The organism is Bacillus sp. 220_BSPC, from assembly GCF_001054655.1.
Taxonomy (GTDB): domain Bacteria; phylum Bacillota; class Bacilli; order Bacillales; family DSM-1321; genus Peribacillus; species Peribacillus frigoritolerans.
Genome location: NZ_JVPL01000060.1, coordinates 15518 through 40661, shown reverse-complemented (window position 1 = coordinate 40661; position 25144 = coordinate 15518). Strand labels below are relative to the sequence as shown.

Below are 25144 nucleotides of genomic sequence, written 5' to 3'. Positions count from 1 at the left end.
ACTTCTTTCCTTTGAGAGAAGTGCTTTTTAGTTTGGGCGCCGCTTTTCTTCTCAAGATTGATCAGAACAATTAAAAGTGTTGAAAGGAGAAAGAATGAAAAGAACCAATTGGAAAATTATTTATTTTGTCATTTTACTGCTTTTTGTCCCGAAACGGGCATTGGCCATGCATATCATGGAGGGCTTTTTACCCATAGAATGGGCTATATTCTGGTGGGCCGTGTCGCTTCCATTTTTAATCTTGGGGTACCGGTCCATTAGGTCCAAAGTAAGGGAAAACCCAGAAACAAAAATGATACTAGGCCTATCGGGCGCATTTGTATTTATATTATCGGCCCTAAAGATTCCTTCCGTTACGGGAAGTTCTTCGCACCCTACCGGAGTTGGTTTAGGTTCCATACTATTCGGACCATTGGCCATGAGTGTCGTCGGCTCCATCGTTCTGTTATTTCAAGCTGTTTTACTGGCACACGGAGGATTGACGACATTAGGGGCCAATGCATTCTCCATGGCCGTTTGCGGACCGTTCATTGCTTACTTTGTCTTCAAGGGCGCAACTAAATTGGGGTGGTCTTTTTCACTTGCCGTATTCTTGGCAGCTGCTTTTGGGGATTTGGGCACCTATGTAGTAACTTCCGTTCAACTTGCCCTTGCTTTCCCTTCCGAGGTTGGAGGATTCATGGCCTCTTTCAGTAAATTTGCAGGGATTTTTGCCCTGACCCAAATTCCCTTAGCGATCAGTGAGGGGTTATTGACAGTCGTCGTGATGAATTTCTTGAAAAAATACAATCTAGGCGAATTGAAATTGCTGCGAGTTTTATCTAAGGAGGCCCGTTAATATGAAAAAAAGTTTACTGCTGCTTTTCCTGGTCGTCATTCTTGCTACCATACCGTTGATCACCCAACAAGGAACGGAATTTGGCGGTGCCGATGGCGAAGCTGAGGAAGCCATCACTAAGATCCATCCGGAATACAAGCCATGGTTCAACAGTATTTGGGAGCCGCCAGGTGCAGAAACCGAAAGCTTATTATTTGCGCTGCAAGCTGCAATCGGAGCCGGTTTCATTGGATACTTCATTGGCGTGATGAGACAAAGGAATAAGCAAACCAAACAAGAAATTCCCAAAAAATCGAAGCATGTTACTCATTGATAAATATGCCTATTTCAATGGGCTAAAGGATGTACATCCGTTGGAAAAGATGGTTTTTGCACTCTCCCTTTTGCTTTTTTCGTTAACGGTAAGGGATATGGCCGTTTCGCTCATCACTTTTACGGTGATGAGCGCTTTAATCATTTTTGCGGCAAAAATCCCGCTTTCTTATTATCTTAAATTACTTCTATTACCAGGATTTTTTATACTATCGGGAACCATTACCATCCTTTTTTCTTTCACTGGTAAATCCACTTCGATTTCGAATATATGGTGGTCCTGGAAGATCGGGAATTGGCAAATATTCATCAGCGATGACAGCTTTGGTACGGTGGCCAATTTGGTCACTGTCGTATTCTGCAGCATCAGCTGTTTATATTTCCTTACCTTAACTACACCCATTACCGTCATCCTATCCGTGCTGAGAAAACTTAAAGTGCCTTCGTTATTGGTCGATTTAATAGAATTGACCTATCGATTCATCTTTATTTTTTTAGATACGGCATTGGCCATTCACCAATCACAAGCTTCACGGCTGGGGTATGGTTCGTTTAGGAAAGGCATTCGATCTCTCGGATTACTAATTTCATCATTATTTTTAGGAGTATTGCAGCGCTCTGGACAGTTGACGATGGCCATGAACGCAAGAGGCTATCAGGAGAACCTTTCCTATATCGAGGATACTTACACCTATTCCTCACGCAATTGGCTGATCGCGATTGTCATACTAGGAAGCTTAATCCTTATTAATGGATATTTGTAAATTGGAGGCAACCCAACAATGGACGAGCATATTTTTCATATAGAAGGCCTCACCCATCAATTCGCAGATGGAACCTTCGCTTTAAAAGGACTTTCGCTAACGATCCAACAAGGTAAAAAAATTGCATTATTAGGCAATAATGGTGCTGGCAAATCGACTTTATTTCTCCATTTAAATGGTCTATTACAACCTACTGAAGGAAAGATCAGATTTAAGGGCAAGAAAATGAAATATGACCGGAAAGCATTATTATCATTACGAAAGCAAGTCGGTATCGTTTTTCAAGATCCCGACTCTCAGCTCTTTTCCGCTAATGTACAACAGGATATATCGTTTGGACCAATGAATTTAGGATGGGATAGAATTGCAGTCCAGGAGAAAGTAAATTGGGCAATGGCTGAAACGGAAGTAACCGAACTAAAAGATAGACCTACCCATTTTTTGAGCCTTGGGCAAAAAAAACGGGTCGCCATCGCAGGGGTACTTGCCATGGAACCCGATGTCTGGCTCCTGGACGAGCCTACCGCTGGATTGGATCCTTATTTCTCAAGACAGATCATGAATCTGCTGGACAGTATTCACCACCCTGACAAAACGATAATCCTCTCAACTCATGATGTTAATTTAGCTTACCAATGGGCTGATGAGGTCGTGGTCATGAACGATGGTAAGGTCATATATCAAGGGGACCCTGTTTCCGTTTTCCATGATGAAGACGTTTTGCTGCAGGCACATCTGGAGAAACCGTGGGTTTTTGAAATGTTTCAAGCCCTTCTTCAATCAAGGAATCTTGCAGAAAGGGACCTTTTCCCAAGAACGAAGGAAGAATTGCTTCAAAATTTGGAGACAGAAAAGATTTATTAATTAATTATCCCCTAGCTTCGGCTTTCCTGAAGCTAGGGGATCTAACCGATATATCTTAAAAATAGCGGGCGATAATCCTTCCTAAAACAAAAATCCCAGTATTACTTTTCTTCCTTTTCTTTTGTAATCTCAATATCTCTTCCATTTACATCATCAATGACTGCCTTTATCTCGCCTTCCGCATAAGTATCCGAGACTTGTTCGTGGGTTCGAGCCAGTCCAGAAGATAAAGGATCTTCCCGTTTATAATCGCTGACATCATATATTCTCCCGGCAACTTCTGAAGATTCATTTTTTGATTGCTTGCTATCCATTTTTTCACTCCTAGTTTTTAAATTATCATTGCAGTATTATAGACAAAGGTATTTTGTGTAAAAAACGAAGCAATATTCAATAATGATGAAAAAAGGAGGAAAAAGACAAAAAGCTTACAAGTAAAAACCCCTTTCAAGGACTTACTTGTAAGCTTAATGAGAATTTAGGCTTCCTTCTTCACATCCACATTATCGGATGGGTCACCCCAACATTCCACATTCTTCAAACCTTTAATATTGTTCACATGGAAAACTGGATTTTTCCCACTTTTCTTTTGCTTTTGATAATCCGCCAGTGCAGCAAAAGCAATTTTCCCTAGCAATGCTATGGCAATCAGGTTGATAATGGCCATAAGGGCCATAAGCAAGTCAGCCAGTCCCCAAACAAAATCCAGTGAGGCAAGCGAACCGAATATCACCATCCCTACGACTGCGACACGATAGACATTCAGCCAAACCTTATTTTCATTGATGAAGCCGATGTTCGACTCTCCATAATAATAGTTGCCCACAATGGAGCTAAAGGCGAATAAAAGTACGATAATGGCAAGGAAAATTCCTGCCCAAGATCCCAATGCCGTTCCGAGGGCATTTTGGGTAAGGACGATACCGTCCGTTTCCTTCGATGTATAAAGACCGGAAAACAAAATGATGAAGGCTGTCGAGCTGCAAATGATGAGCGTATCGACAAAAACACCTAGAGACTGAATGAGCCCTTGTTTGACGGGATGACTGACATCAGCCGTTGCACCAGCATTTGGTGCACTACCCATCCCGGCTTCATTTGAAAATAGGCCGCGCTTGATTCCCTGCATCATGGCAGCTCCCAGTACTCCGCCAGCCACTTCTTTTATTCCATCGAATGCACTTTCAAAGATCAAAGCAAAAACACCAGGTAACTCGGTAATGTTCATGATGATGATAATCAACGCCACTATTACATAGGCTCCTGCCATGATCGGAACGATGACTTCAGAGACTTTTGCAACCATTTTGATCCCGCCAAAAATGATGACAGCCGTGACCATAGCCAAGATTATTGCCGTAACCCACTTTTCAATCCCAAACGATTCATTGAATGCGCTTGTAATCGTATTGGCTTGTACCGAGTTGAAAGCCAATCCAAATGTAAGCGAAATCAACACAGCGAAAGTGATTCCCATCCAACGGGCATTCAATGCCTTTTCCATATAATAAGCAGGACCGCCGCGGAATGCATCCCCATCCTTGACTTTATAGATTTGAGCAAGTGTACTTTCAATGAATGCGGAAGCAGATCCGATCAATGCTATTAACCACATCCAGAAAACGGCTCCAGGTCCGCCCGTCGTGATCGCGATGGCAACACCCGCAAGGTTACCCGTTCCTACCCGCGATGCCGTGCTTATGCAAAATGCCTGAAAGGATGTTACACCTTTTTTATCCGCAGTGGCCCCTTCTCCCAAAAGCCTGAACATTTCCCCTACCATTCTGAATTGGACAAACTTCGTGCGGATGCTAAAATAAAGACCCAATCCAACCAACATGATGATCAATATGGAAGACCATAACACACCATTAGCCTCACTAATAAATTTTTCTAAGAATTCCATTAAAACAAACCCCTCTACTTAACTCTGATTATTATTATAAAAACATATACAACTATAATTTATTTCCCCGTGCATCGAGAAGATAAACAAAAGAAGCCCGTAAAAAAAAGGAAATTCCACAATGAATCTTCAATACAATAATATATTATATCCTAACACTCCATTTTTTTCATTCATGAATTGGTGGAATCAATCGAAAAATAAAATATATCAGTATCATTTCCTATAGATAATAATCATACTTCCTCACTTCATTTAACACTTCAACGTTAATTATACTCATATTCCAAACACATCTTGGATATAGCACATAAAAGCCTCACACGTCCTGATTCCAGGTAAACGTGCGAGGCTTATTTGCATTCCTCTGCTCTATCTTATATTTGCTATAAGTCTCAATTTTGCTAAATGGTTAGAATACCTTGTGAAAACATCTTTCTTAATTCTTTTTTATCTATTTTTCCAATAGGCGTTAATGGGAACTTATCAAGAAAATAGGCAATTTTAGGAACCATATACTTAGAGGTCCTTTGTTTGCAGAAATCCATTAATTCCTCACTAGTACAGCTCAATCCTTCATGCAATGCTATCACGACACACACTACTTCTCCCCAATCTGGATGGGGAACGCCAATGCATGCGCTCAATGCAACAGAAGGGTGCTGGTTCACCACTCGCTCCACTTCTGAAGAATATACGTTCATCCCGCCTGTAATGATCATATCTTTCTTCCTGTCTACAATATAAAGGTAACCGCTTTCATCCCATTTACCAATATCCCCCGTGTAGAGCCAGCCATCACGGATGTATTCACGGGTAAGATCCGGTCTTTGATAATATCCAACCATCATGGCTGGTGACTTTACGATGATTTCTCCAAACTCGGTTGGTTTTACATCATTTCCATTCTCATCAATCAGTCGAACTTCGGTAAGGATGCACGGTTTTCCACAGCTTTTCAAAACTTCCGGATTATTATGATAAGCCCATACATGAGCGCTCTTCGATAGTCTTGAAATGACAATATTACATTCTGTCATGCCGTATTGCTGGCGCATGATAGGCCCGAATACTTCAAAAGCTTCTTTTAGGCGCTTCTGTGAAATAGGTGACGCACCGTAGAAGATATTGCGCATGGAGCTCATATCATATTCCATCTTCTTGGTCTGATCAAGTAGCCTGTATAACATGGTCGGTACCATGAATGTCGTCGTAATTTTGTGTTCCTTTATCGCCTGTATGAATGCTGCAGCGTCGAATGAGCCCATCACATAAACATGGACGCCCGAAACAAGGGATCTCCAAAGTAGTGAACCGGCTGAATGCACAATGGGCGTACTTAGCAATACCCGGTCACGGTCGTCCAGCGGGTCTTCGATAGCTGCAGAAAGTATCGCGGCGCCGAGTCCTTTCTGGGAATGCATGACGCCTTTGGGTGTACCCGTCGTCCCTCCTGTATAGGACAGAAGGGCAATGTCATCTTCTTCAGCTATTGGCAAGTCTACATTATTTTTTTCACCAGGCCATTTAAACAGTTCAAACTCCTCCGGATAATTACTATTAAAGCCAGGGAGCCCAATGACATGGACATCCTCCTTCTTCATTTCTTCCAAATACTCTAAGAAGGTGTCAAAGTGTGTCTGTGTAGCAATTATGACCACTTCTGGTTTTGCTTCCTTTAAAATGAATTGTATTTCTCGTTTCCCCAGTTTTTCACTTAATGGCACCAAGGTAGCCCCGCATTGCTGGACGGCCAAACCAAACATCACACTTTCCAAACTGTTTGGAATGATGGTCGCTATGCGGACGCCCCTTCCTGCACCTAAACGCAGTAAATAAGAAGTGATAAGTTCTGTTTTCTTCCATAACTCGTCGTAGGTTATCGTTTCTCCGTTTGGCAACAAGGTAATAGCCGGCAGGTCACCGAATCGTTTCATTCCTTTATTCATCAGTGACTGAAATGTCAACTTATGCAGCATGAATTTTTTCCTCCCCCGAAAAAGTTTTCACCCTTTTAATAGTGCTTTGGCAATTGTATTTTTTTGAATCTCTGAGGTTCCGCTCAGAATCCGATACATCCGTGCACTCCTGTACATTTTTTCTACTGGATGCCCTTTTGCCAAGCCTTTGGAGCCAAAGATTTGGATGGCCTTGTCAGCAACACGGCTATTTACCTCTGAAGCAAACAGCTTGGCCATGGACGTACCGGCCCGATCCTCTTTTCCCTGATCAATTTTATCAACCACATCATAGACCATGCATTTTGCTGCATAGATTTCCGTCGCCATATCTGCTAGCATATGCTGAATTGCCTGGAAGTCACCGATGGGCCGGCCATACTGGACTCGCGTTTTGGCATGTTCAATAGATAAATCGAGTAGGTGTTGAGCCATTCCGATGAAGCCGGCGGCATGGGAAGCGCGATTTGTGTTTATTCTTTTTAATCCGAGCAGCAATCCTTTTCCTGGTTCACCGATTATATTGGCGGCAGGCACTCGACATTGATTGAAATTCAATTCAGCATGTATGCGCTCTCCTGATAGGGGAACTTGGATGTCTCCTAGTTCAAACCCCGGCTGTTGGGGTGTTTTTTTATCAACTAGGAAAGCAGTGATCCTTTCTTTTTCTCCTTTCCGGATTTCTTTCGCTATGACAATGGCGAAATCAGCATAGGGTGCAGCACTGATAAAATGTTTTTTTCCGTTTAATATATAATCATTGCCGTCTTTAACGGCTGTTGTTTCGATAGCGAAGGCATCCGATCCGGCATTTGGTTCTGTAAGGGCAAAGCAGCAACTCACTTCTCCCGTCACAACGGGCATCACATATTTTTCTATTTGCTCCGGTGTAAAACTTTCCAACATCTGACCAATTCTTAGCGGCCCGCCAATTTCCCCTATAACCTGCCCCCATAAAACCGCACCGGAACGTGCCAATTCTTCCTTGAACATGCATAATCCTTTTAAGCTTACATCTTGTCCGCCATATTTTTCAGGGAGGTTAATTCCGTAAAAGCCCAATTCCCTGGATCGTTTCCTTGCCCATTTTATGGCTTCCATCGGAATATCCTCTTCAGCATTCAAGCCATTCTCCTGTTCATATGGAAGCAGTTCATTTTGGATGAAATCCTGCAACTTTGTTTGAAGTACCTCTAATTTCTCTTCCTGGGTCGTAACCATAAGTTTCCCCTTTCGCTTTTTATTTTCATCTTACTTTTTAAATATTTGAAATGTTATAAAATTAATTTTAAATGTAAATAATATTTAAGTAAAATAAGGATATATGATGTAAATATAAAAAAAAATGATGTAAACAAAAAAATATTAGTTCCCTATCATCATAGGAAACTAATATTTAAGAGTGGTGTAAAATTCGAGACATTTAATAAACTCCCTGGCAGCTTTTGAAAAATACTGCTTCTTAGAGCGAACGTAACCGAATTCCATTGTATTATTTTCCAGCTCCACCAAAGGAATGGCCACAAGTTCCCCGCTTAGGAAATAGGGGTCGCTGTTAACTCCGATATCATAAGAAAAGGCAATCGCTAATCCCTCAGCGACGGTTTTTTTGATGATTTCTGTATTATTTGTGAAAAACAAAATATTCATCTCACCGTAATGATCAAAAAAACCTTTAATGAACGACTTCATTCTTGGTCCATTGTAAATGACCAAATTTTGGTCCATCAGCTCTTGTGGGGTTATGCTTTTACGGTTCACTAAAGGGGAGTTCTTACTGACCATCACAATCACTTTTGCTTCCATCAAAGGTTGGAATTCCAACTCAATTTCTTTTGGTTTAACCTTTGGGATATTCAATAGCCCGATGTCTATCTTACCATTCCGTACTTCTTCGGTTATCTCTTGCCCCCCTTTTTCTTCAATGACAATTTTCACCTCGGGATACTTCTTCTTAAATAAGGCCAAGGATTTAGGCAAAACCGTTAGAAATAAACCTTGTGTTGATGAAAGGCGCAACTCTTTTTCCATCGTATCTGAATGTATTTGGGCACTGTCTCTTATTTCTTCCAATTTGCTTAATACTTCAAGAGCTTTCTGGATGATTTCCTTTCCGTCTTCTGTAGGTATGGTTCCTAACCTTGACCGCTTGAAGATTTTTATACCTAATTCCTTCTCCAAACTCGTAATGGCCATACTGATTCCAGATTGAGAGATATGGAGGCTTTCTGATGCCGTGGAAATCGAGTTAACCTCGGCTACCTTGATGATATATTCCAATTGTTCAATATTCATGGTTTATTCTCCTTCTAGCCTATTACTACTATCATACCTCGAACAGAAAGCCCTTTCAATTTTAGAGAAGTGGAATCAGAACACCTCAAGCTGTATTCTCAAAAGCAGAATCCAGTTTTAAACAATGGTAGATGTTTTTTCGTATTCTTTAGCGGGTTGTGCCTGATTATTTTTAATGGATACGGCAACAATCGTTCCCAATAACGCTATTATCACCAAAAACAGGAAAGCGGCATTATAGGAGTCATTAAACAGACTGATAATCAAACCGAGGGCTAAAGGAGAAACCGCACCTGCAATTTGACCGGCGAAAGTTACGAGTCCGGAGGCAGAGCCCGTTAGTTCCTTTGGTGAGTATTTTATGATGATCGTATATAGAACGGTTCCAAAGAAAGACAGTGCTACGGAGTTGAGGGTGAGATACGTGATGATAAGTCCTATAGACGTGGCGTTAGACATTAAAAAGAGAAAAATTGCCGATAATAAAGCGCCTGCAGCGGCAAGATACTTCTCCCGGTTAGCCATATGTTTATCCAGAAGCCACCCGCTTACATTAAACATCAAGAAACCAAAAATATAAGGGATTGCCAATAAACCTCCGGCGGCTATTAAATCCACTCCTTTTTCTTTAACCAAATATATAGGCATCCAAGTGATCAAACCATAGTTGATAATATTTGATATAAACTTGAATGTTATGAGTTTCCAAATATTTTCGATTTTAAATAACAGTTTCAGAGCAACCTTTTTTTGTTTCGGTTTGTCTTTTTTAACCTCTTGATTTCCTTGAGGCTTGAGAATGAACCAAATTCCGAAAGAAGCCAATATCCCTAGAATTCCGGCAATGGTAAACATGCCCCGCCAACCGAATGCCACCACCATTGAAGCAGCAAGTGCAGTACCTAATATCCCGCCAATATTTTGGGCAGACAGGAAAAACGAATTTGCCCGGCCCCGTTCTTCTTCCGGGAAGTTATCTCTTATAGTGGACATACTGGCAGGATAGAAAGGCCCTTCACCTAACCCGAACAGAAAACGGATGAATAATAAAGACATAAATGACCAAGCAAACCCAGTCATTACAGTGAACAAGGACCAACTAAACAAAGAAACAGTAACCATGACCCTGGCGCCATACTTATCGGTCATCCATCCACCAAGCGGTTGCATGAGTGAGTAGCTAACAAAAAATATACTAATTAAAATACCTGTCTGGGACGTAGTGAGATGAAACTCTTCTGCAATAGGAATAATCCCTACATTTATGGCAACGCGATCAAAAAAACTTAAAATCATTCCAACAAATAAAAGGCCGCTAATCATTATTTTTCGTTTATTACTTGCATATAACTGCATTCCCCATCACCCCATTTTTTCATATTTTCACAAAACCTCAATCGCATAGGAAGCGCTTATAATTCCTTTCGAATTACAAAACTTGAAATTTTCTTTTTACGGTTATTGACTTTTGTTCTGTAACTATTAGGAGCGTTTTATAAAAAATAAAAACGAAACAGGATGCCTACAGGAATAATTAATACATTCAAACCCACGAGACTGCTAAGTAGACTCGTGGGTAACCGATCCATCCTGGTTTCAGAATATGAAGTGGTTGATTATCATGGAGTTACGATATTAACCTTTGGTTGGAATTGATCCAGCAAAGTCAGGAAGTCTTCAAACTGTTTTTTATCACCGGAAATCACAACTTTGCCGGCTGCTTCCATTTTGGATAAATCTTCACGTCCCAGAGCAATCTGATAGAATGTCATTTTATCTAATGTTAATGTTGCATCAGGGGTGGACGCCATTTTCCCTTTTTTGAAGTTCAAAACAGAATTATTCAGATCGATCGTGTAATTGGTTTTCGAATCAGTAGTTGTTAAATGGAATGCCATATTTTTATTTTCCGCTTTTATTCCGTTTAATTTAATGGACAAGAATTTCAGGAAATCATCCATTGGCATATTGAGCAGCGTATCGAGATTCATCATTCCACCACTTCCCTTCGAGTCCGCCACGCCGTTCCTTAACTCATCTGCGCCGGTAAGATAGAAATTACGCCACACAGAAGATTCTGCTGTGTATCCTAATTGCTCATAAGCTTGAGCCAGTAAATTTTTTGCTTCTGTATTTTTGGGGTTAGCCATGACTACATGCTTTAAGACTTGAGCCACCCAGCGATATTCCCCTTTTTTATAATCAAGTTTTGCCTGTTTAATGACCTTCTTTTCTCCACCCATATATTGTACATATTTAGCGCCCGATTCCTCTTGTGGTAATGGATCCAAGTCGGATGGATTACCGTTGAAATATCCTAAGTAAAAGTTGTAAACCGCCTTTACGTTATGTTTCAATGTTCCGTAATACCCCCGATTGGCCCAGACTTTATCCAACTTTTCAGGAAGCTTTAACTTTTCCGCGATTTCGTCAGGTGTGAGACCTAAATTAGCTAATCGTATGGTTTGGTCATGAATATATTTGTACAAATCACGCTGACTCTCCAACTGCTCCAAAACATTGTCCCTTCCCCATATGGGCCATGTATGGGCCGTAACCATAGCATCTATATCCTCGTTTCCAAACAGATCAACTGTTTCATCAAGTGCTTTCACCCATTTTAAGGTATCTCTGGTTTTAGCTCCCCTTAATGTATAAATATTGTGTAACGTGTGCCCGGTGTTTTCCGCTACCACTAAAGTTTTGTAATCATTGATATAATAATGCATTTCAGATGGAGCTTCCGAATCCGGCGTCAATAAAAATTTAAATGTTATTCCGTCTATTTCCATCGTTTGAATATCATCCTTCACTTCCATTGTTGGAGGTAAATAGCTAAAAGTTCCGTTACTTAATCCAGGGCCAATACCAGAAGTAACAAATCCCCTTTCATTTGCGGGTAAGAGATTTCCAAACATATAACCTGCACGGCGAGACATTATATTGCCTAAAAGAATGTTTTCACTTAGCGCTTCTTCGTTAAAACCTGCTGGGACAATAACCGGTACCTTAGCTGGATTTACAGCATATTGAGCAATGCCTTTTATACCACCAAAGTGATCCGCATGACTGTGACTAATGACAATTGCACTTACTGGGGATTTAGGCCGATGTTCAAAATAAAGCTCCATGGCTGCTTTGGCTGTTTCAATAGTAGAAAGTGTATCCAAAACTATTAATCCTGTTTTTCCTTCCACAATGGTAAGCACTGATAAATCCTGGCCCCGAACTTGATAAACGCCATCCACCACTTTAAACAAGCCTGTTATATTTTGTAACTGAGCCTGTCTCCACAAGCTTGGGTTTACAGTAAAGCTTGCCGGCTGATCTTCTTTGATGAATGAATATCGATTACTATCCCATACCACGTCACCTTTTGAATTTTTAATGGGATTCATATTCAAAGGCGCAATGAATCCTTTATGTGCATTCTTGAAATCTTCCTTGTCTGTAAAATTCAACTGTTCATAAACAGCCTTATTTGCTGAGATTGTTGCATCTGTTGCCGGCATTGGCTTATCTGAAGCAGCATTTGTAACAGAAGAAGAACCTGCCAGTAAAACAAAAACAATGGGAACGGTTACAATTCCTTTTATAAAAGATATTTTGGACATTTCATACCCCTTTCTAAGTAGATATCATGTATCTATTCCGAATTTTGCAGCAGAAACTTTCTCATCTTTTAGAAATTTTTTAGAATAATATGAATTTATTTTATAATTAATTTGACTTTAAGTATATTTCCTATTTTTAATGGTAACTTCAATTTTATTTATATAAAGGCTATGTTAAATTCTAATGTTGATATTTGACCATTAGAAAACCGCCTTGGTGAAAAGGCGGTTCATTGAGCTATCGTCCCCGTAGTTAAATAGATTAGTTGTGTCTGTTTTATTGAGTGTCTGCGTCGCTTTTGTTCTCCAAAAATCACCTGGCTGACAATCCAAAGTCTTACATATCCGTTAATCATTTATTTTTTGACATTATATCTGGGGCATTTTTTAATGGCTTTTGAAGTGCGTCCACAACGGCTGCGATGATACTTGTTGCTAAAATACCCATTAGACATAATGATGTAGGACCCGCTGCATCATCACTACCCGTGACTTTAGCAAGCACCCTTAAGCTTACTATTCCTAACAAAATGAGGAAAATGACTGTAAAAGTACATTTCTTTATAATCTTCAAAGATTTAAGGGATAATTCAGAGAAAGCATTGTTCTTTTCGATGTAGGTTAATAGTTTATATGCTTGATACAACGCAACAGAAAACGCAATACAGAATCCGTATGCACATACTAAAAAGGGGATTAGGAAGTAAGCCGTATCTGGATGTACCCTTGCATCTCTAACGGCTATCTCAGGCAACCAGATACACAAAGCAAGCACTGCAATTCCAGCCAGAAAAATAATTACCTTTAAGAAAGTCGTTGAACCTCGTTTAACATTCATTCAAAACACCTCACTTATTTAATGACAACATGATTTTAGCATATTATTTATTGTATTACAGTAAATTTATATTGTTTTTATTTATATTATTATTGTTATTGAAATATCTTTTTAATTTTGACAAAAATAAAAAGCACTTCTCATTACAAAGAAATGCTCTTACTTTAAAATGTTAAATTTACAACTTGTTCAACAAAACTGCCCGTTTAGATTTATGTGGTCTTCTGGTGCATTGAAGAGGTGTGTTTGTGAGGTCGTTGAAGGTTTGATGGCAGGCTTTACAGCGGTAACACTGCTGTATTTTCACCTCTCCTGTTTTGATAACGTATTTACCAAATCGCACAACAAAATGGCTGTCGCAATGTGGGCAGACAAGACTAGCTTTATGATTTTGTACCTGGATTTCATCAATTGCACGAATAGGAGCCGACATCGGTTTCGTTCGAGACTGCAAGAATTATACAAGTTGCTGTTTACCGCTTTCATTTAATGCTTCGGCGAGCTTCTTTATTTCCTTTAACTCCACGCTATATCATCTCCGAACCATCATTATATCTTTTATTATGCCCATTAATCCCTTTGTTTGTCTAACCGAAGGCTTAACAACCAAATTCAAAATGCCCCTCCCGATAGACAAGAGCTTTTATAATCAATGCGGTATATTCATTTTACCATGACTTTTGCTTGCTGCCGGGGCTACGCCGTTAACCACGAAACTGAAAATGCTGCCAATTATAAGTGTGAACAAAGGCAGCGTCCCATCCTTATTGAAGAAAATCAACAAATTTAGACACTCCTATTTTATTAAAACGCTTGTTTTTCCTGACTAGCCATAAATTTCTTGCCATATTTATTCTGTATATATCCACTTCCCGTAAAAAGCCTTGCTCCAATTCTCTGGCCACTGTCAACCTTGGCAAAATGCTGATTCCAAGTCCAGCTTCAACCGCACTTTTTATCGCTTGTGTGCTGCCAATCTCCATGTAGCTTTCAATTTTTTCTAAAATCCCATGCTCCCTTAGCATATTTTCAACGATAAGCCGTGTTCCGGAAATGGATTCACGCCAAATCATCCTTTCATTTCCCAATTCCTCTAGCTGAATTTCTTTTCTTTCTTTCCATGGGTGGTCGGATGGACATACCAATATCAATTCGTCTTCGGCGAACTTGTCTACAATAAAATCTGTGTTTTCCACAAGTCCTTCCACCAAGGCCAAATCAATGACATCGTTTGAAAGATCCTCCAAAACCCGGGGCGTATTTTTTATCGTCAATGTCACTTTTATTTCTGGCTGTTGTTTTTTGAATCTCCCAAGCAAGCTAGGCAACAAATACTCGCCGATAGTCAAGGAAGCCCCTACAATGAGATTTGCATGGTATTTACCCGTCGATTGCTGAATCACTTCTTTTGAATGGTTGAAGTCATTTACTATGGCTTTAGCAAAAGGGTATAACAGCTTTCCTGCTTCTGTAACTCTCAGCCTTCCTTCCTCACGGTCGAATAACAAAGTGTTATAATAATTTTCCAGTTGATGGATCTGCCGTGTTACAGCGGGCTGAGATAGGAAACTTAACCTCGCTGCCTGGCTTATACTTCCTTCATCCACCACTAAACAAAACATTTTCAGATTTTCCAATTTCAAGAAAACGACCTCCATGTTTTTAGATAGTTTATTAAAATGATAGCATCATTAGGTAAATGGTGAAATGAAAATAGTGAGATACATTCTAAGGCTATTCAATTATTGGCGGCATTCTTTATAAAACGGATGAATCTTCTGGGTATAACGTTTTGTTATACCCGATGATTTTGTTGCAATTTACCCAGCCCTTTTTCTTTGATATGTTAATGATAAGAATTAAACAAAGCATGCAAAGGAAGTGACTGATGTCAATGAAAGGACAATGGAAAACTCTATTCCAATTATTTTGGACCTTTTTTAAAATAGCACCTGTCACATTCGGAGGCGGGTTTGCGATGATCCCTTTAATCGAAAATGAAGTGGTCGAAAAGAGAAAATGGATGAAAAGCGAAGAAGTTACGGATGTTTTTGCTTTATCTCAGTCCGTACCGGGAGCTGTCGCCATTAACTCCGCCACCTTTATCGGCCATCGAATTGCCGGAATGAAGGGGGCAATGGCAGCCATGATCGGTGTTTCATTACCTACCTTTTTAATTGTTCTGCTCCTGGGCATTGTGTATTTTTTCATTCAGGATAATCCGAAGGTAGAATCTGCATTCATATCGATCAGAGTTTCCATAGTAGCCATCATTGCATATGCGGCTATCAAGATAGGAAAATCGGCAGTTGTAGACAAATCAACTTTCTGTATTTTAATAGTAGGAATTCCCGTCCTCTTCTTTCTTCACCCTGTGATGGTTATATTAGCAGGAGCTCTAGCGGGTATTGTGACCATCTCCATTAAGAGAAAATTAGGTTACGATGTCAAAATGGACAAAAAGGATAGGAAAATAGAAGAAAATGATTTCGAACCGTTCATGGGTGCTGGCATATAGGTAAATCAAAATAGGGTCTAACTAATTTTTAAGAAAGCATGTGATGGAATGATGGAATTGTGGGAGTTGTTTAGCACCTTCTTTATTATCGGCTTTGTATCTTTCGGAGGCGGATACGCCATGATTCCCGTAATAGAATCGGAAGTCTCACAGCATGGATGGATGACAACGCAGGAATTCACCGATATAATCGCCATTTCCGGAATGTCCCCAGGACCTGTCACCGCCAATAGTGCCATTCTTGTTGGCTATTCGACTGCTGGGTTAGCAGGAGCCATATCATCTGCTCTAGGAATCTTGCTTCCTGCCATTATATTCGTAACCGTTATAGCCACATTTTTCAGCAAATTGAATCATTATCCAGTTGTTCAATCCATGTTTTATGGATTAAGACCGATTGTCACTAGTTTGATCATCTTTGCAGCGATCAGTTTAGCACTTTCCAATCATATGATAGCCGTGAACTTTTCATGGCATACGATAAGCTTATTACTCGTTTTTGGTTTATCGTTATTTGCCCTAATGAAATTACGCTGGCATCCAGCCTATGTAATTATTCTTTCCGGTTTAGTTGGTGTTGTCCTCTATTCATGACAGTTGTCTCACACACAACCATCATTAATTTGGACCGGAATTAAGCAGAAAAATTGAAAAATGATTGATACTATATAAGTGCGAGAAAACTTTATTATGTTTATGTATTTACCATACAGAAAACACCCTGCATCCAATGATTCAGGGTGTTCAGACTGTAGACAAACTCAATGAAATTTTAGGGGTTCGTTTTAACTTTTAGTTCTTCGATCCATCATTTCCCGGCTGCAACCGTGGAAAACCAATCAGGATGGCAAGGACGCCACAAATTCCAATCAGGATTGGGTAATATGAATATGGCAAGATGCTTATCGGTGAAATCTTTGCTACCCCTGCTGCAACAAGCAGTTGTGCTCCATATGGGATCAACCCTTGGATACAACATGCAAAAATGTCAAGGACGCTCGCCGATTTCCGCGGATCAATCCCATATTTTTCAGCAATATTTTTGGCAAGTGGCCCAGCAATGATAATTGAAATCGTGTTATTTGCCGTTGAAAGGTTCGTCAAACCAACAAGCCCCGCAATGCTGAATTCCGCCCCTTTTTTCGATTTGCTATTTCGCGTCACAAGGTGGAGTAGAAAATCGATACCACCATTATGTTTGATTACAGCTACCATACCTGCAATTAAAATGGCAAGGAAGGAAATTTCATACATTCCAGCCATTCCTTCTCCAACTTTTTGGATGACACCCAACGGTTGATAACTTCCATCCGCCAACCCGATAATTCCGGCAAATACGATTCCGATCGAAAGGACCAAGAACACATTGACTCCTGCCAATGCAGTGACCAATACGCAAAGATAAGGAAGAATCTTCACCCAATCATAAGACTGTTGGGAAATGTCAGCTTGTTCACCCATCGTTAAAATTCCTAGGATGGCACATGTGATGATGGCTGCAGGTAAAACGATGAAAAAATTCACTTTAAACTTATCCTTCATTTTCGTTCCCTGAGTTCGGACTGCAGCGATTGTCGTATCTGAAATGAATGAAAGATTATCCCCAAACATCGCACCACCAATAACGGCCGCCATTGAAAGGGCAAGCGAAATATCTGTTTGCTCACTAATTCCAACCCCGATAGGTGCCAGGGCAACAATCGTTCCCATGCTTGTCCCCATGGATAGTGAAATAAAACAAGCGATGATGAAAATTCCTACCATTAATAGATTTTGGGGAAAAACAGCTAAGGCAAGATTCACTGTTGATTCAACTGCCCCCATACCATTGGCAACTTCGGAAAAAGCTCCGGCTAAAAGGAAAATGATTACCATTAACATAATATTGGCGTCACCGGCACCTTTACAGAAGATATCAACCTTTTCATTGAATGTCTCTTTCCGATTCATCGCCAATGCAGCTGCCGATGCAATGGATATCGCTACAATCACCGGAAATGAATAAAAATCTTTAGTGATGATTCCGGATCCAATAAATAAAATTAAAAATACGACAAATGGGATCAATGCCCATGGATTCCCTTTATTGTTTGCACTCATGATGTACACCTCTTTTTATTTTTCCCGCGACATGTGTCACAGCTCTTATTCTTTTAACAGTTTTCGCAAATAACTCCAATTTGAACCTACCTGATTATCCAGTCATGGAGCTGTAGCAAAAAACTGGCATAAAAAAGACCCCTTCTATTTAACAACAAGAAGAGGTCTTTTAATTTATAAAAAACACCCTCCTTATCTTTCAGGCGAAAATCAGCCTGCTGGATTTGGCACAGCACTCCATTTAAGTCCGCTGCCGAGACATCTTCGGGCCAGTCCCTCCGTCTCTCTTGATAAGAAGATTACATTATATAATTTATCTAAAATTACGATGCCTGCCAGAAAAGTGCCACGCTGGAAACTTGCCTGAGTTCGTGACATCGAAAGTCGTTTTGAAAAGCAAATATAACAGTACAGCATTTTGTCTATTTTCGCAAGGGGTAATTTTTAAAGTGTTTCACATGTACTCCTTACTGTTCATTAAGAGAATCTAAGTTGATTGGAGCGGGTGTGCGAGACTTCTGCGGAAAAAGCGAGTGCCTGGAGGCAACGTCAAATTGTACAAACCATAAAAAAATGTAGACAAACTCGATTTTCATCAAGTTGTCTACATTCTAAGAGATCTAATGAACTCTCAGCAAATTTGTTGGATTAGGTTAGGTGAATTATTTTTAGTCGAGTTTACATCTGTCGATACTTCAAATGCTTCCATCTGTTCCGAATCGAATGACTTTAAATACTGTTGCAGATATGCAGGATCATTAGTGGAAGGATTCAACCAATCCTTTTCATCTTCTGGTTTTAGGATGACAGGCATGCGGTCATGAATGCTGGTCATTAGCTCATTAGGCACAGTTGTTATAACGGAGCACGAATAGATGCTGATGCCTTCAGGAGATTTCCAGGATTCCCAGAGACCGGCCATTCCAAATGGTGCATGATTCTTCAGTTTTATTCGCATCGGTATTTTTCTTTCTGGTGTCTTCTTCCATTCATAAAAAGAGTCAGCGATTATCAAGCATCTCTTCTTCTTATACGCATTCCTGAAGCTTGCTTTCTCAGCAATGGTTTCCGCTCTGGCATTGATCATTTTGTAGCCCGCTTTTTCGTCTTTTGCCCAGAAAGGAATGAGTCCCCACCGAAGATATCCAAGCCGATTCCTTACCCCGTCATTAATGACGGAGAGCACGGATTGGGAGGGAGCAATATTGTAGCTGAATTGGTATTCCTCATCAAATGACCCTTGAATATCAAACCGTTCTTTTATTTCTTCTATGTCAGTGAAAAGGGTGAAACGTCCACACATAATATCGCCACCGTATTAAGATTTATTACAGTGTATCAAATGGAACGGGCAGTCACAAATCAGCGTTCTAAAATCCTGATATCAGTAAATGGTTGATTAAATAATTCGCTGGAAATCAAAAGAGTGCCAAGGACTTCTCTTTCATCTTCAGCTTTAATGATTTCCGACAAAATTAAGGTACTGCCATTCCTGACCGTTACTTTATATTCATTCATGGAATCCCTCCTCAAAAGGCTAGATGGTTGTTATTATAAACCAAAAACCCACAAGTATCAGTATTGAACTTAGCAGAGTCATGGAAAATCTACTTCCCTTTAAATGGTTAGTCGAACGAAGCAATGCCTTGGACCATGAATCCTTGTGAAGGAGGCGCAAAAAACTGTCCATGAATGATTCATGGACAGTCTGGGCGCTTTAAAGGTTTTTCGCTTCAATACTGAAGATAACATTAAGAAAAGCACCAACAGTCGATACGAAAAGAAACGCTCTTTCTGGGAAGACCGAATTGGAGTTGCCGCCATCCCATGTCCATTATTTAAAATGCAGCAAAACCTCATTTATTAAATGCCCTGCCAATGTAACGGTCTTATTATTTTCGTCCAATGAAGGGTTCACTTCAGAGATATCAAATGAGAGGATCTTTTCATTCGATACGATATGCCTAATAATGGCACGGACCAATTTCGGATCCAGTCCAAACGGCGATGGTGCACTTACCCCAGGTGCGTAGGCTGAATCAATAACATCCGTACATAATGTAAGCATGATATAGTCATTTTCCTTAGCGAATTCATTTATCCTCCGCTTCGTTTCATCCATTTCGTATAATGACAAATCTTCTTCCAATATGTAGTCGACCTTACTCCTCTCTGCAGTTTCAAACAGTGCCTTCGTATTCCCCTGCTTCTGAATTCCGACACATAAATAGCCACAACTTTGATCTTCGTCCAAAATCTGCTTAAACATCGTTCCAGATGAAGTTTCATTTTCATAAGGTCTCATATCAAAGTGAGCATCAATATTAATAATCCCTAGTCTAGCTTTTGGTCCAATGGATTTCCTAATCCCAAGATAATGGCCATACAAGGTTTCGTGACCTCCCCCAAGTATGATAGGAATCGCGTTACTCTCCAAAATCCGGGCAACAGCTGATCCCAGTTGAGATTGGGCGGCTTCCATATCTGTACTTTCACATATTACATCGCCAGCATCCACCAGCTCGGTTTGGGAAGGTAAATGACAGGGTAATTTTGCCAACGACTGCCTAATATGATCAGGACCCTCGGCAGCACCAACCCTGCCTTTATTCCTTTTGACTCCTTCATCACATTTAAAACCAATGAGTCCAAAAGTTCGGGATGCATTGGAAGAGGTGGCTAATTCCGAAATTGGTGCCAAGCGCACTCTTTGGTGGTATCTGAAGCTGTCTAGGTCAGTTTGGGAATCAATTCTTCCATTCCAATATTTTAAAGTCGGGTGAGTATACATAATTTCTCCTTTATTTTAAAAATTCCGAAATATCTTTCTTAAAAATTATAATGGAGATAATGTATAATTACCAATACAAAAATTTAATATTTCTATAGAAGGTATAACCGCTTTCAGCGTGCATTTATGATATTGACAGATATATCTGTTGGAGAATATCTTTCTCGTATCCGTTTGACATTGCTGCTCAAGCCAGTAGATTTAGCAAGAGATAATCGATTTTGCCTATAAATAAAATCCACAAAAAGCCCAATTTCTCGGTGTTGTAAGCGAGAAATTGGGCTTTGGCATCATATAATATCAACATTTAACAGAAGGCTCAACCTTAAGATGTTCTTACTAAACTTTAGTATCAATTTTCAGTTACTGCCCCCTTATATGACCTAGTGACAAAGGGCTTTGCCATAAACCGCAAAGCATCATGATTTCAATGATTCTCTTAATTCGAATGCTCTTCTTTAAATCTAATGAATTATAGTATTTCTATATAACCTTCTGTTCCATTTACTCGAATACGTTGCCCATCTTTTATCAGCTTGGTGGCATTTACCACACCGACAACGGCAGGTAAGCCATATTCACGTGCGATGACTGCTCCATGGGTCATCAGCCCGCCAACTTCGGTGACGAGTCCTTTTATGGATACAAATAATGGTGTCCAGCTAGGATCGGTGAAGGTTGTAACCAGTATATCTCCATCTTCTAGATCTGCATCTTCCATGTTTAAGATGACGCGTGCTCTGCCCTCTATAATTCCGGAAGAAACCGGTAGACCTACAATAGCTTCGGCCATGAAATTGTCTCGTTTATACTCCCCTACAATGATTTCACCATCAGACGTGATAACACGTGGTGGAGTAAGTTTTTCATATAATCTGTACTCGTCTTTTCGTTTGCTGATCATCTGGTAATCTAGTTTATTTTTGCGTACGACTTCGTGAAGTTCTTCTAAAGTGAGATAATATATATCTTCTTTTGCATGAATAACGTTGGCTTGTACGAGTTGTTCGGCTTCCTTGAGTAAAGCCTGCTTATAAACGAAGTAGCGGTTAACCATGCCGTATTTTGGATATTCCCGATAACCGATGAAATTCCGGATTAGGCTGATCATTCGTTTTGTTTCTTTGACTTTTTGTTCACCATCCGGTAATTGCTTCAATCGATCTAATATCTCTAGTTCTTTTTTCAAAGCTTCCTGTCGCCCTTGCTCAAATTTCAGATTGCTAGCATTAGGCTCAAAGTTTTTGATATTACTAAGAATCACGGGGACAAGTGTAGTTGGTTTTTCGCTCCAACGAGTTTTAGTAATATCGATTTCTCCAGCACATCGCATTCCGTATTTGCCGAGATAATCATAGATAGCATCCTGGGTTTCCTGACCACCATCAAACTTAACTAGTTCATCCATAAAATTATCATCTTTTACTTGTTGTAAATAATCAATTACTTTTGGATAAGGACGTATCACATCTGCAACATCCAATAGCTCCAGACCCATTTCTGAAGTAATATTGTTTGGTACAGATTGAGAAAGCGTGTCGGCCGCGTTTTTTTCTCCTAACCACTTATTCATTTTTTCATTGATCCATGATGATGCATCTATAGCAGCCATAAACACAGCTGAACTTTGTGGGTCAAATAAAATCTTCTTTAATACCTGGATATCTTCCAGAATAAAATCAAATAACTCCAATCCTGATTTCGTTTGGATGTTTTGTTTTAATTCTTCTATCGATGTTTGACTACGTTTAATCAAATCAGAAACGATTGTCGGGTCGTTTTCAATTTGTGCCCTAGAATCCGCAGACGACACACTTTTATTGCTTTTACCGGAATTCTGTTCTTGCTTATTATTTGGTAAAGGTTTTATGAAATCTCCTCGCTCTATTATGTTAATGAGTGCGTCTTTCATAAGCGGGTCGTGTTGTCCCATGGCCTCTACTAACATTTTTCTGCTTTCAGGTGAAGCCACCATATGTGTGACATCAACAAACAACCTTCCGCCAGCTTTACGCATGGGTGCAGGAGTCGTTAACAGCCAAAAAGATAATCCCAATGGTTTCATGGCGTCAGTCATCATTTGTTGATGACCGACAGATACATAGACGTGATTCTCTTGATCATTCGCTTCAGGGATGGGGTATAAAGTAGTGATTGGACGGCTCTGGACAATATAAAATGTATCATCAGCCAAACACCATTCGATATCTTGCGGACAGCCAAAATGCGCTTCAAGCTTTCTGCCGATCCTTTCAAGCTCCAACACTTGCTCATCTGACAGGGTCGATAAAACCTGCTGCCCCGGCTCAATTTCCTTTTCCATCGTTCCGCCTTCTTTTCCTGCATATATAGCCAACTTTTTGGTAGAAATCTTCTTCTCCACAATCCTACCTTCTTGAACTTTATAATTGTCCGCAGACACTAAGCCAGAGACAAGTGCCTCACCCAGCCCAAAGCTAGCATCGATCGAAAGCACCTTGCGGTTTGAGGAAACTGGATCAGCTGTAAATAGTATTCCGGAAGCTTGTGGAAAAATCATCCTTTGAATAACAACAGACAGATAAACCTTGCGATGGTCAAATCCGTTTTGCATTCGGTAAATCACAGCACGATCAGTAAATAGTGAAGCCCAGCACTTACTAATATGTTGTAAAATTGCATCTTTTCCTTTGATGTTTAGATAGGTATCCTGTTGACCTGCAAAGGACGCAAATGGAAGATCTTCGGCTGTAGCGCTAGAACGAACAGCATATGCATGCTCGAAGCCAAAAGTTAAGAGACATCGGTCGATATCTTCTTCGATCCCCTTGTCGATCTCAATTCCCTCAATCAGATCACGAATCTTCCTGCTAATTTCACTTATTCTTCTTCGTTCGTCCACTTTTTGTACTGCAAGCTGATCGAGTAATTGATGAAGCTCATCATTTTCCCCAATGACTCTTTTAAATGCCTCAGTGGTAACACAAAATCCTTCTGGTACAAGAATTCCATCTATCCTCGAGCATTCGCCCAAATTCATCCCTTTGCCACCGACCACCATTTGTTTCGTTTTGTCGATCTCCCGAAACTCCAGTACATATGGTTTCATTTCTTTCCCTCCCATTTATCGCTCAATACCAAGACAATCATATGACAAAAATTGTTCATGTGGTCAACCATTCACGCTGTCCAGTCGTTCTTGCTCCTACTGAAGTTCCATGTTCCTTCTCAGTCAATCCTTTTTAAAAAAAAGGATTGACTGAGAAGGAATTTACGTTGTATAATTATAATAGGGTATAAACTATACAAAAATATTAAATTAGTGTATCTATATAAATTTATCACAGTTTCTCATTGTTTTCAATGTATTTCCATGACCACAATTGAAGTAAATGCAATGGCAGAAAAACACCATTTTACAAGGTACTCACATAAAATGATATTCAATCATTTATTGCAGCGTCAGGGGAAATACGGATTTACAACCTTACAGAAATCCCAATAGTAAAAAGCCCGATTTCTTAATAAGAAATCGGGCTTTTTTGGTTACTCCATTAAAGCGTCCGAGTATTAATCAGGATTTTAAAAATTTTAACCTTCCCAAATAATTGTACTTAAACGACTTTACAAAGAAGGCTGTCTTCTGGATTTAGATTCAAGAATAGTTTTAATTGACAGTAAACATCCATGAAACACCAAATTTATCCTTCAACGAACCATGAAGTTTCGCAAAGAATGTTTCATGAAGATCCATATGTATAGATCCCTCTTCTTTTAATATGTTCCATGCCTTTCTGGCTTGTTCCTCCGAGTTAAGCTCCACACTTACAACCACTTTGTCACTATCCTTCAATTCACGGTTTGAATCAGAACCCATTATAATTCCATCTTCTGTTAATCTTAATTGTGAGTAAAGAACAAGGTCTTTATCACTCTCTTCAACAGGAAAGTCTGGGCTTGATGGGATTTCACTATATTTTTGCATAGCAATAAGTTCCCCGCCAAATGCCTCAACATACAGTTTGAAAGCCTCTTCACATTCTCTGTTAAACATTAAATATGGTTTAATCATTTTCATTCTCCTTTGAATCAAGTTTGGATTCCTTAATAATAACCGGTACCTAGATTATCATCGTTACAAGCATACAAGAACATTAGTTCTGTTTTCAAATAAAAATCATTCTTTTTTATAATAAAACTTAAACCTGTATCATTATGCACAAAAATAGCATTGTTATATTCTCGACGTACAGCATGGTAAACGGTTTCCAAAAATAGAAAGTGATTTCATCAACAAAACTTATAATAATTCCCACAATGTGGCTCTATCCCGGAACAAGGATCAGCGCTCATTTTTCATTTTAGGG

At 39.8% G+C, this 25144-nt stretch carries 21 protein-coding genes, 1 pseudogene and 1 riboswitch; of the genes and pseudogenes, 6 read left to right on the top strand and 16 right to left on the bottom strand.

Features of this window, described 5'->3' with window-relative positions; all coding sequences use genetic code 11:
• The first annotated feature begins 94 nt into the window (after window positions 1–94).
• The 4 genes from ADA55_RS03770 to ADA55_RS03755 are packed head-to-tail and all read left to right on the top strand — an operon-like array spanning window position 95 to window position 2778.
• Entirely contained in the window at window positions 95–838 is a 744-nt protein-coding gene (locus tag ADA55_RS03770; protein WP_048679235.1) for an energy-coupling factor ABC transporter permease, read from the top strand.
• Between the two features lies 1 nt (window position 839).
• On the top strand, window positions 840–1151 hold the full coding sequence (locus tag ADA55_RS03765) for an energy-coupling factor ABC transporter substrate-binding protein (protein ID WP_048679232.1): 312 nt from the start codon (window positions 840–842) through the stop codon (window positions 1149–1151).
• Entirely contained in the window at window positions 1138–1914 is a 777-nt protein-coding gene (gene cbiQ, locus ADA55_RS03760) for a cobalt ECF transporter T component CbiQ (protein ID WP_048679229.1), read from the top strand. Before ADA55_RS03765 ends, cbiQ begins: the two co-directional genes overlap by 14 nt.
• Window positions 1915–1932: 18 nt before the next feature.
• Window positions 1933–2778: an energy-coupling factor ABC transporter ATP-binding protein gene (locus tag ADA55_RS03755; protein ID WP_048679226.1), complete on the top strand. Its 846-nt coding sequence runs from the start codon at window positions 1933–1935 to the stop codon at window positions 2776–2778.
• A gap of 101 nt (window positions 2779–2879) precedes the next feature.
• Here the strand turns inward: ADA55_RS03755 and ADA55_RS03750 are convergent, their stop codons facing one another.
• The 10 genes and pseudogenes from ADA55_RS03750 to ADA55_RS03710 form a co-directional block, all read right to left on the bottom strand.
• Entirely contained in the window at window positions 2880–3092 is a 213-nt protein-coding gene (locus ADA55_RS03750; RefSeq protein ID WP_048679223.1) for a YozQ family protein, read from the bottom strand.
• A 164-nt stretch (window positions 3093–3256) separates the two neighbouring features.
• The gene (locus tag ADA55_RS03745) at window positions 3257–4684 is read right to left on the bottom strand and encodes an alanine/glycine:cation symporter family protein (protein ID WP_034312526.1); all 1428 of its coding nucleotides are present in this window, start codon (window positions 4682–4684) and stop codon (window positions 3257–3259) included.
• A gap of 404 nt (window positions 4685–5088) precedes the next feature.
• The gene (locus tag ADA55_RS03740) at window positions 5089–6663 is read right to left on the bottom strand and encodes a class I adenylate-forming enzyme family protein (RefSeq protein ID WP_048679220.1); all 1575 of its coding nucleotides are present in this window, start codon (window positions 6661–6663) and stop codon (window positions 5089–5091) included.
• A 27-nt stretch (window positions 6664–6690) separates the two neighbouring features.
• Window positions 6691–7863 (bottom strand): acyl-CoA dehydrogenase family protein, encoded by a 1173-nt coding sequence (locus ADA55_RS03735; RefSeq protein ID WP_048679217.1) that lies wholly within the window; start codon window positions 7861–7863, stop codon window positions 6691–6693.
• 168 nt (window positions 7864–8031) lie between these two features.
• A complete protein-coding gene (locus ADA55_RS03730) occupies window positions 8032–8937 on the bottom strand; it encodes a LysR family transcriptional regulator (RefSeq protein ID WP_048679214.1) in 906 nt (301 codons plus the stop codon).
• A 117-nt stretch (window positions 8938–9054) separates the two neighbouring features.
• The gene (locus ADA55_RS03725; RefSeq protein WP_048679211.1) at window positions 9055–10293 is read right to left on the bottom strand and encodes an MFS transporter; all 1239 of its coding nucleotides are present in this window, start codon (window positions 10291–10293) and stop codon (window positions 9055–9057) included.
• Window positions 10294–10556: 263 nt separating this feature from the next.
• A complete protein-coding gene (locus ADA55_RS03720; RefSeq protein ID WP_053087359.1) occupies window positions 10557–12551 on the bottom strand; it encodes an alkyl/aryl-sulfatase in 1995 nt (664 codons plus the stop codon).
• A gap of 352 nt (window positions 12552–12903) precedes the next feature.
• Complete coding sequence (locus tag ADA55_RS03715) at window positions 12904–13389, bottom strand: DUF2975 domain-containing protein (protein ID WP_048679206.1); 486 nt, start codon at window positions 13387–13389, stop codon at window positions 12904–12906.
• Between the two features lie 214 nt (window positions 13390–13603).
• Window positions 13604–13915 (bottom strand): annotated as a pseudogene (locus ADA55_RS28175) (transposase); the annotation flags it as partial.
• Window positions 13916–14153: 238 nt separating this feature from the next.
• Window positions 14154–15032 (bottom strand): LysR family transcriptional regulator, encoded by an 879-nt coding sequence (locus ADA55_RS03710; RefSeq protein WP_048679202.1) that lies wholly within the window; start codon window positions 15030–15032, stop codon window positions 14154–14156.
• A 245-nt stretch (window positions 15033–15277) separates the two neighbouring features.
• Between ADA55_RS03710 and ADA55_RS03705 the strand changes: the two genes are divergently transcribed.
• Together ADA55_RS03705 and ADA55_RS03700 are read left to right on the top strand one after the other, a co-directional pair.
• On the top strand, window positions 15278–15907 hold the full coding sequence (locus tag ADA55_RS03705; protein WP_226990397.1) for a chromate transporter: 630 nt from the start codon (window positions 15278–15280) through the stop codon (window positions 15905–15907).
• Between the two features lie 48 nt (window positions 15908–15955).
• Window positions 15956–16501, top strand: coding sequence for a chromate transporter (locus tag ADA55_RS03700; protein WP_226990396.1), 546 nt, complete (start codon window positions 15956–15958; stop codon window positions 16499–16501).
• 198 nt (window positions 16502–16699) lie between these two features.
• Here ADA55_RS03700 and ADA55_RS03695 read toward each other — a convergent pair whose 3' ends face one another.
• From ADA55_RS03695 to ADA55_RS03675, 6 genes are all read right to left on the bottom strand, one after another.
• Window positions 16700–18007, bottom strand: coding sequence for a Na+/H+ antiporter NhaC family protein (locus ADA55_RS03695; RefSeq protein WP_048679199.1), 1308 nt, complete (start codon window positions 18005–18007; stop codon window positions 16700–16702).
• Window positions 18008–18196: 189 nt separating this feature from the next.
• Window positions 18197–18304: riboswitch (SAM riboswitch) on the bottom strand.
• A gap of 334 nt (window positions 18305–18638) precedes the next feature.
• The gene (locus tag ADA55_RS03690) at window positions 18639–19310 is read right to left on the bottom strand and encodes an SOS response-associated peptidase (protein ID WP_048679198.1); all 672 of its coding nucleotides are present in this window, start codon (window positions 19308–19310) and stop codon (window positions 18639–18641) included.
• Between the two features lie 59 nt (window positions 19311–19369).
• Window positions 19370–19525, bottom strand: coding sequence for a hypothetical protein (locus tag ADA55_RS29135; protein ID WP_153246094.1), 156 nt, complete (start codon window positions 19523–19525; stop codon window positions 19370–19372).
• Between the two features lie 316 nt (window positions 19526–19841).
• The gene (hutG, locus tag ADA55_RS03685; protein WP_048679195.1) at window positions 19842–20798 is read right to left on the bottom strand and encodes a formimidoylglutamase; all 957 of its coding nucleotides are present in this window, start codon (window positions 20796–20798) and stop codon (window positions 19842–19844) included.
• 472 nt (window positions 20799–21270) lie between these two features.
• Complete coding sequence (ppsA, locus tag ADA55_RS03680; RefSeq protein ID WP_048679192.1) at window positions 21271–23886, bottom strand: phosphoenolpyruvate synthase; 2616 nt, start codon at window positions 23884–23886, stop codon at window positions 21271–21273.
• A 558-nt stretch (window positions 23887–24444) separates the two neighbouring features.
• On the bottom strand, window positions 24445–24849 hold the full coding sequence (locus tag ADA55_RS03675; protein WP_048679189.1) for a VOC family protein: 405 nt from the start codon (window positions 24847–24849) through the stop codon (window positions 24445–24447).
• Between the last annotated feature and the right edge of the window lie 295 nt (window positions 24850–25144).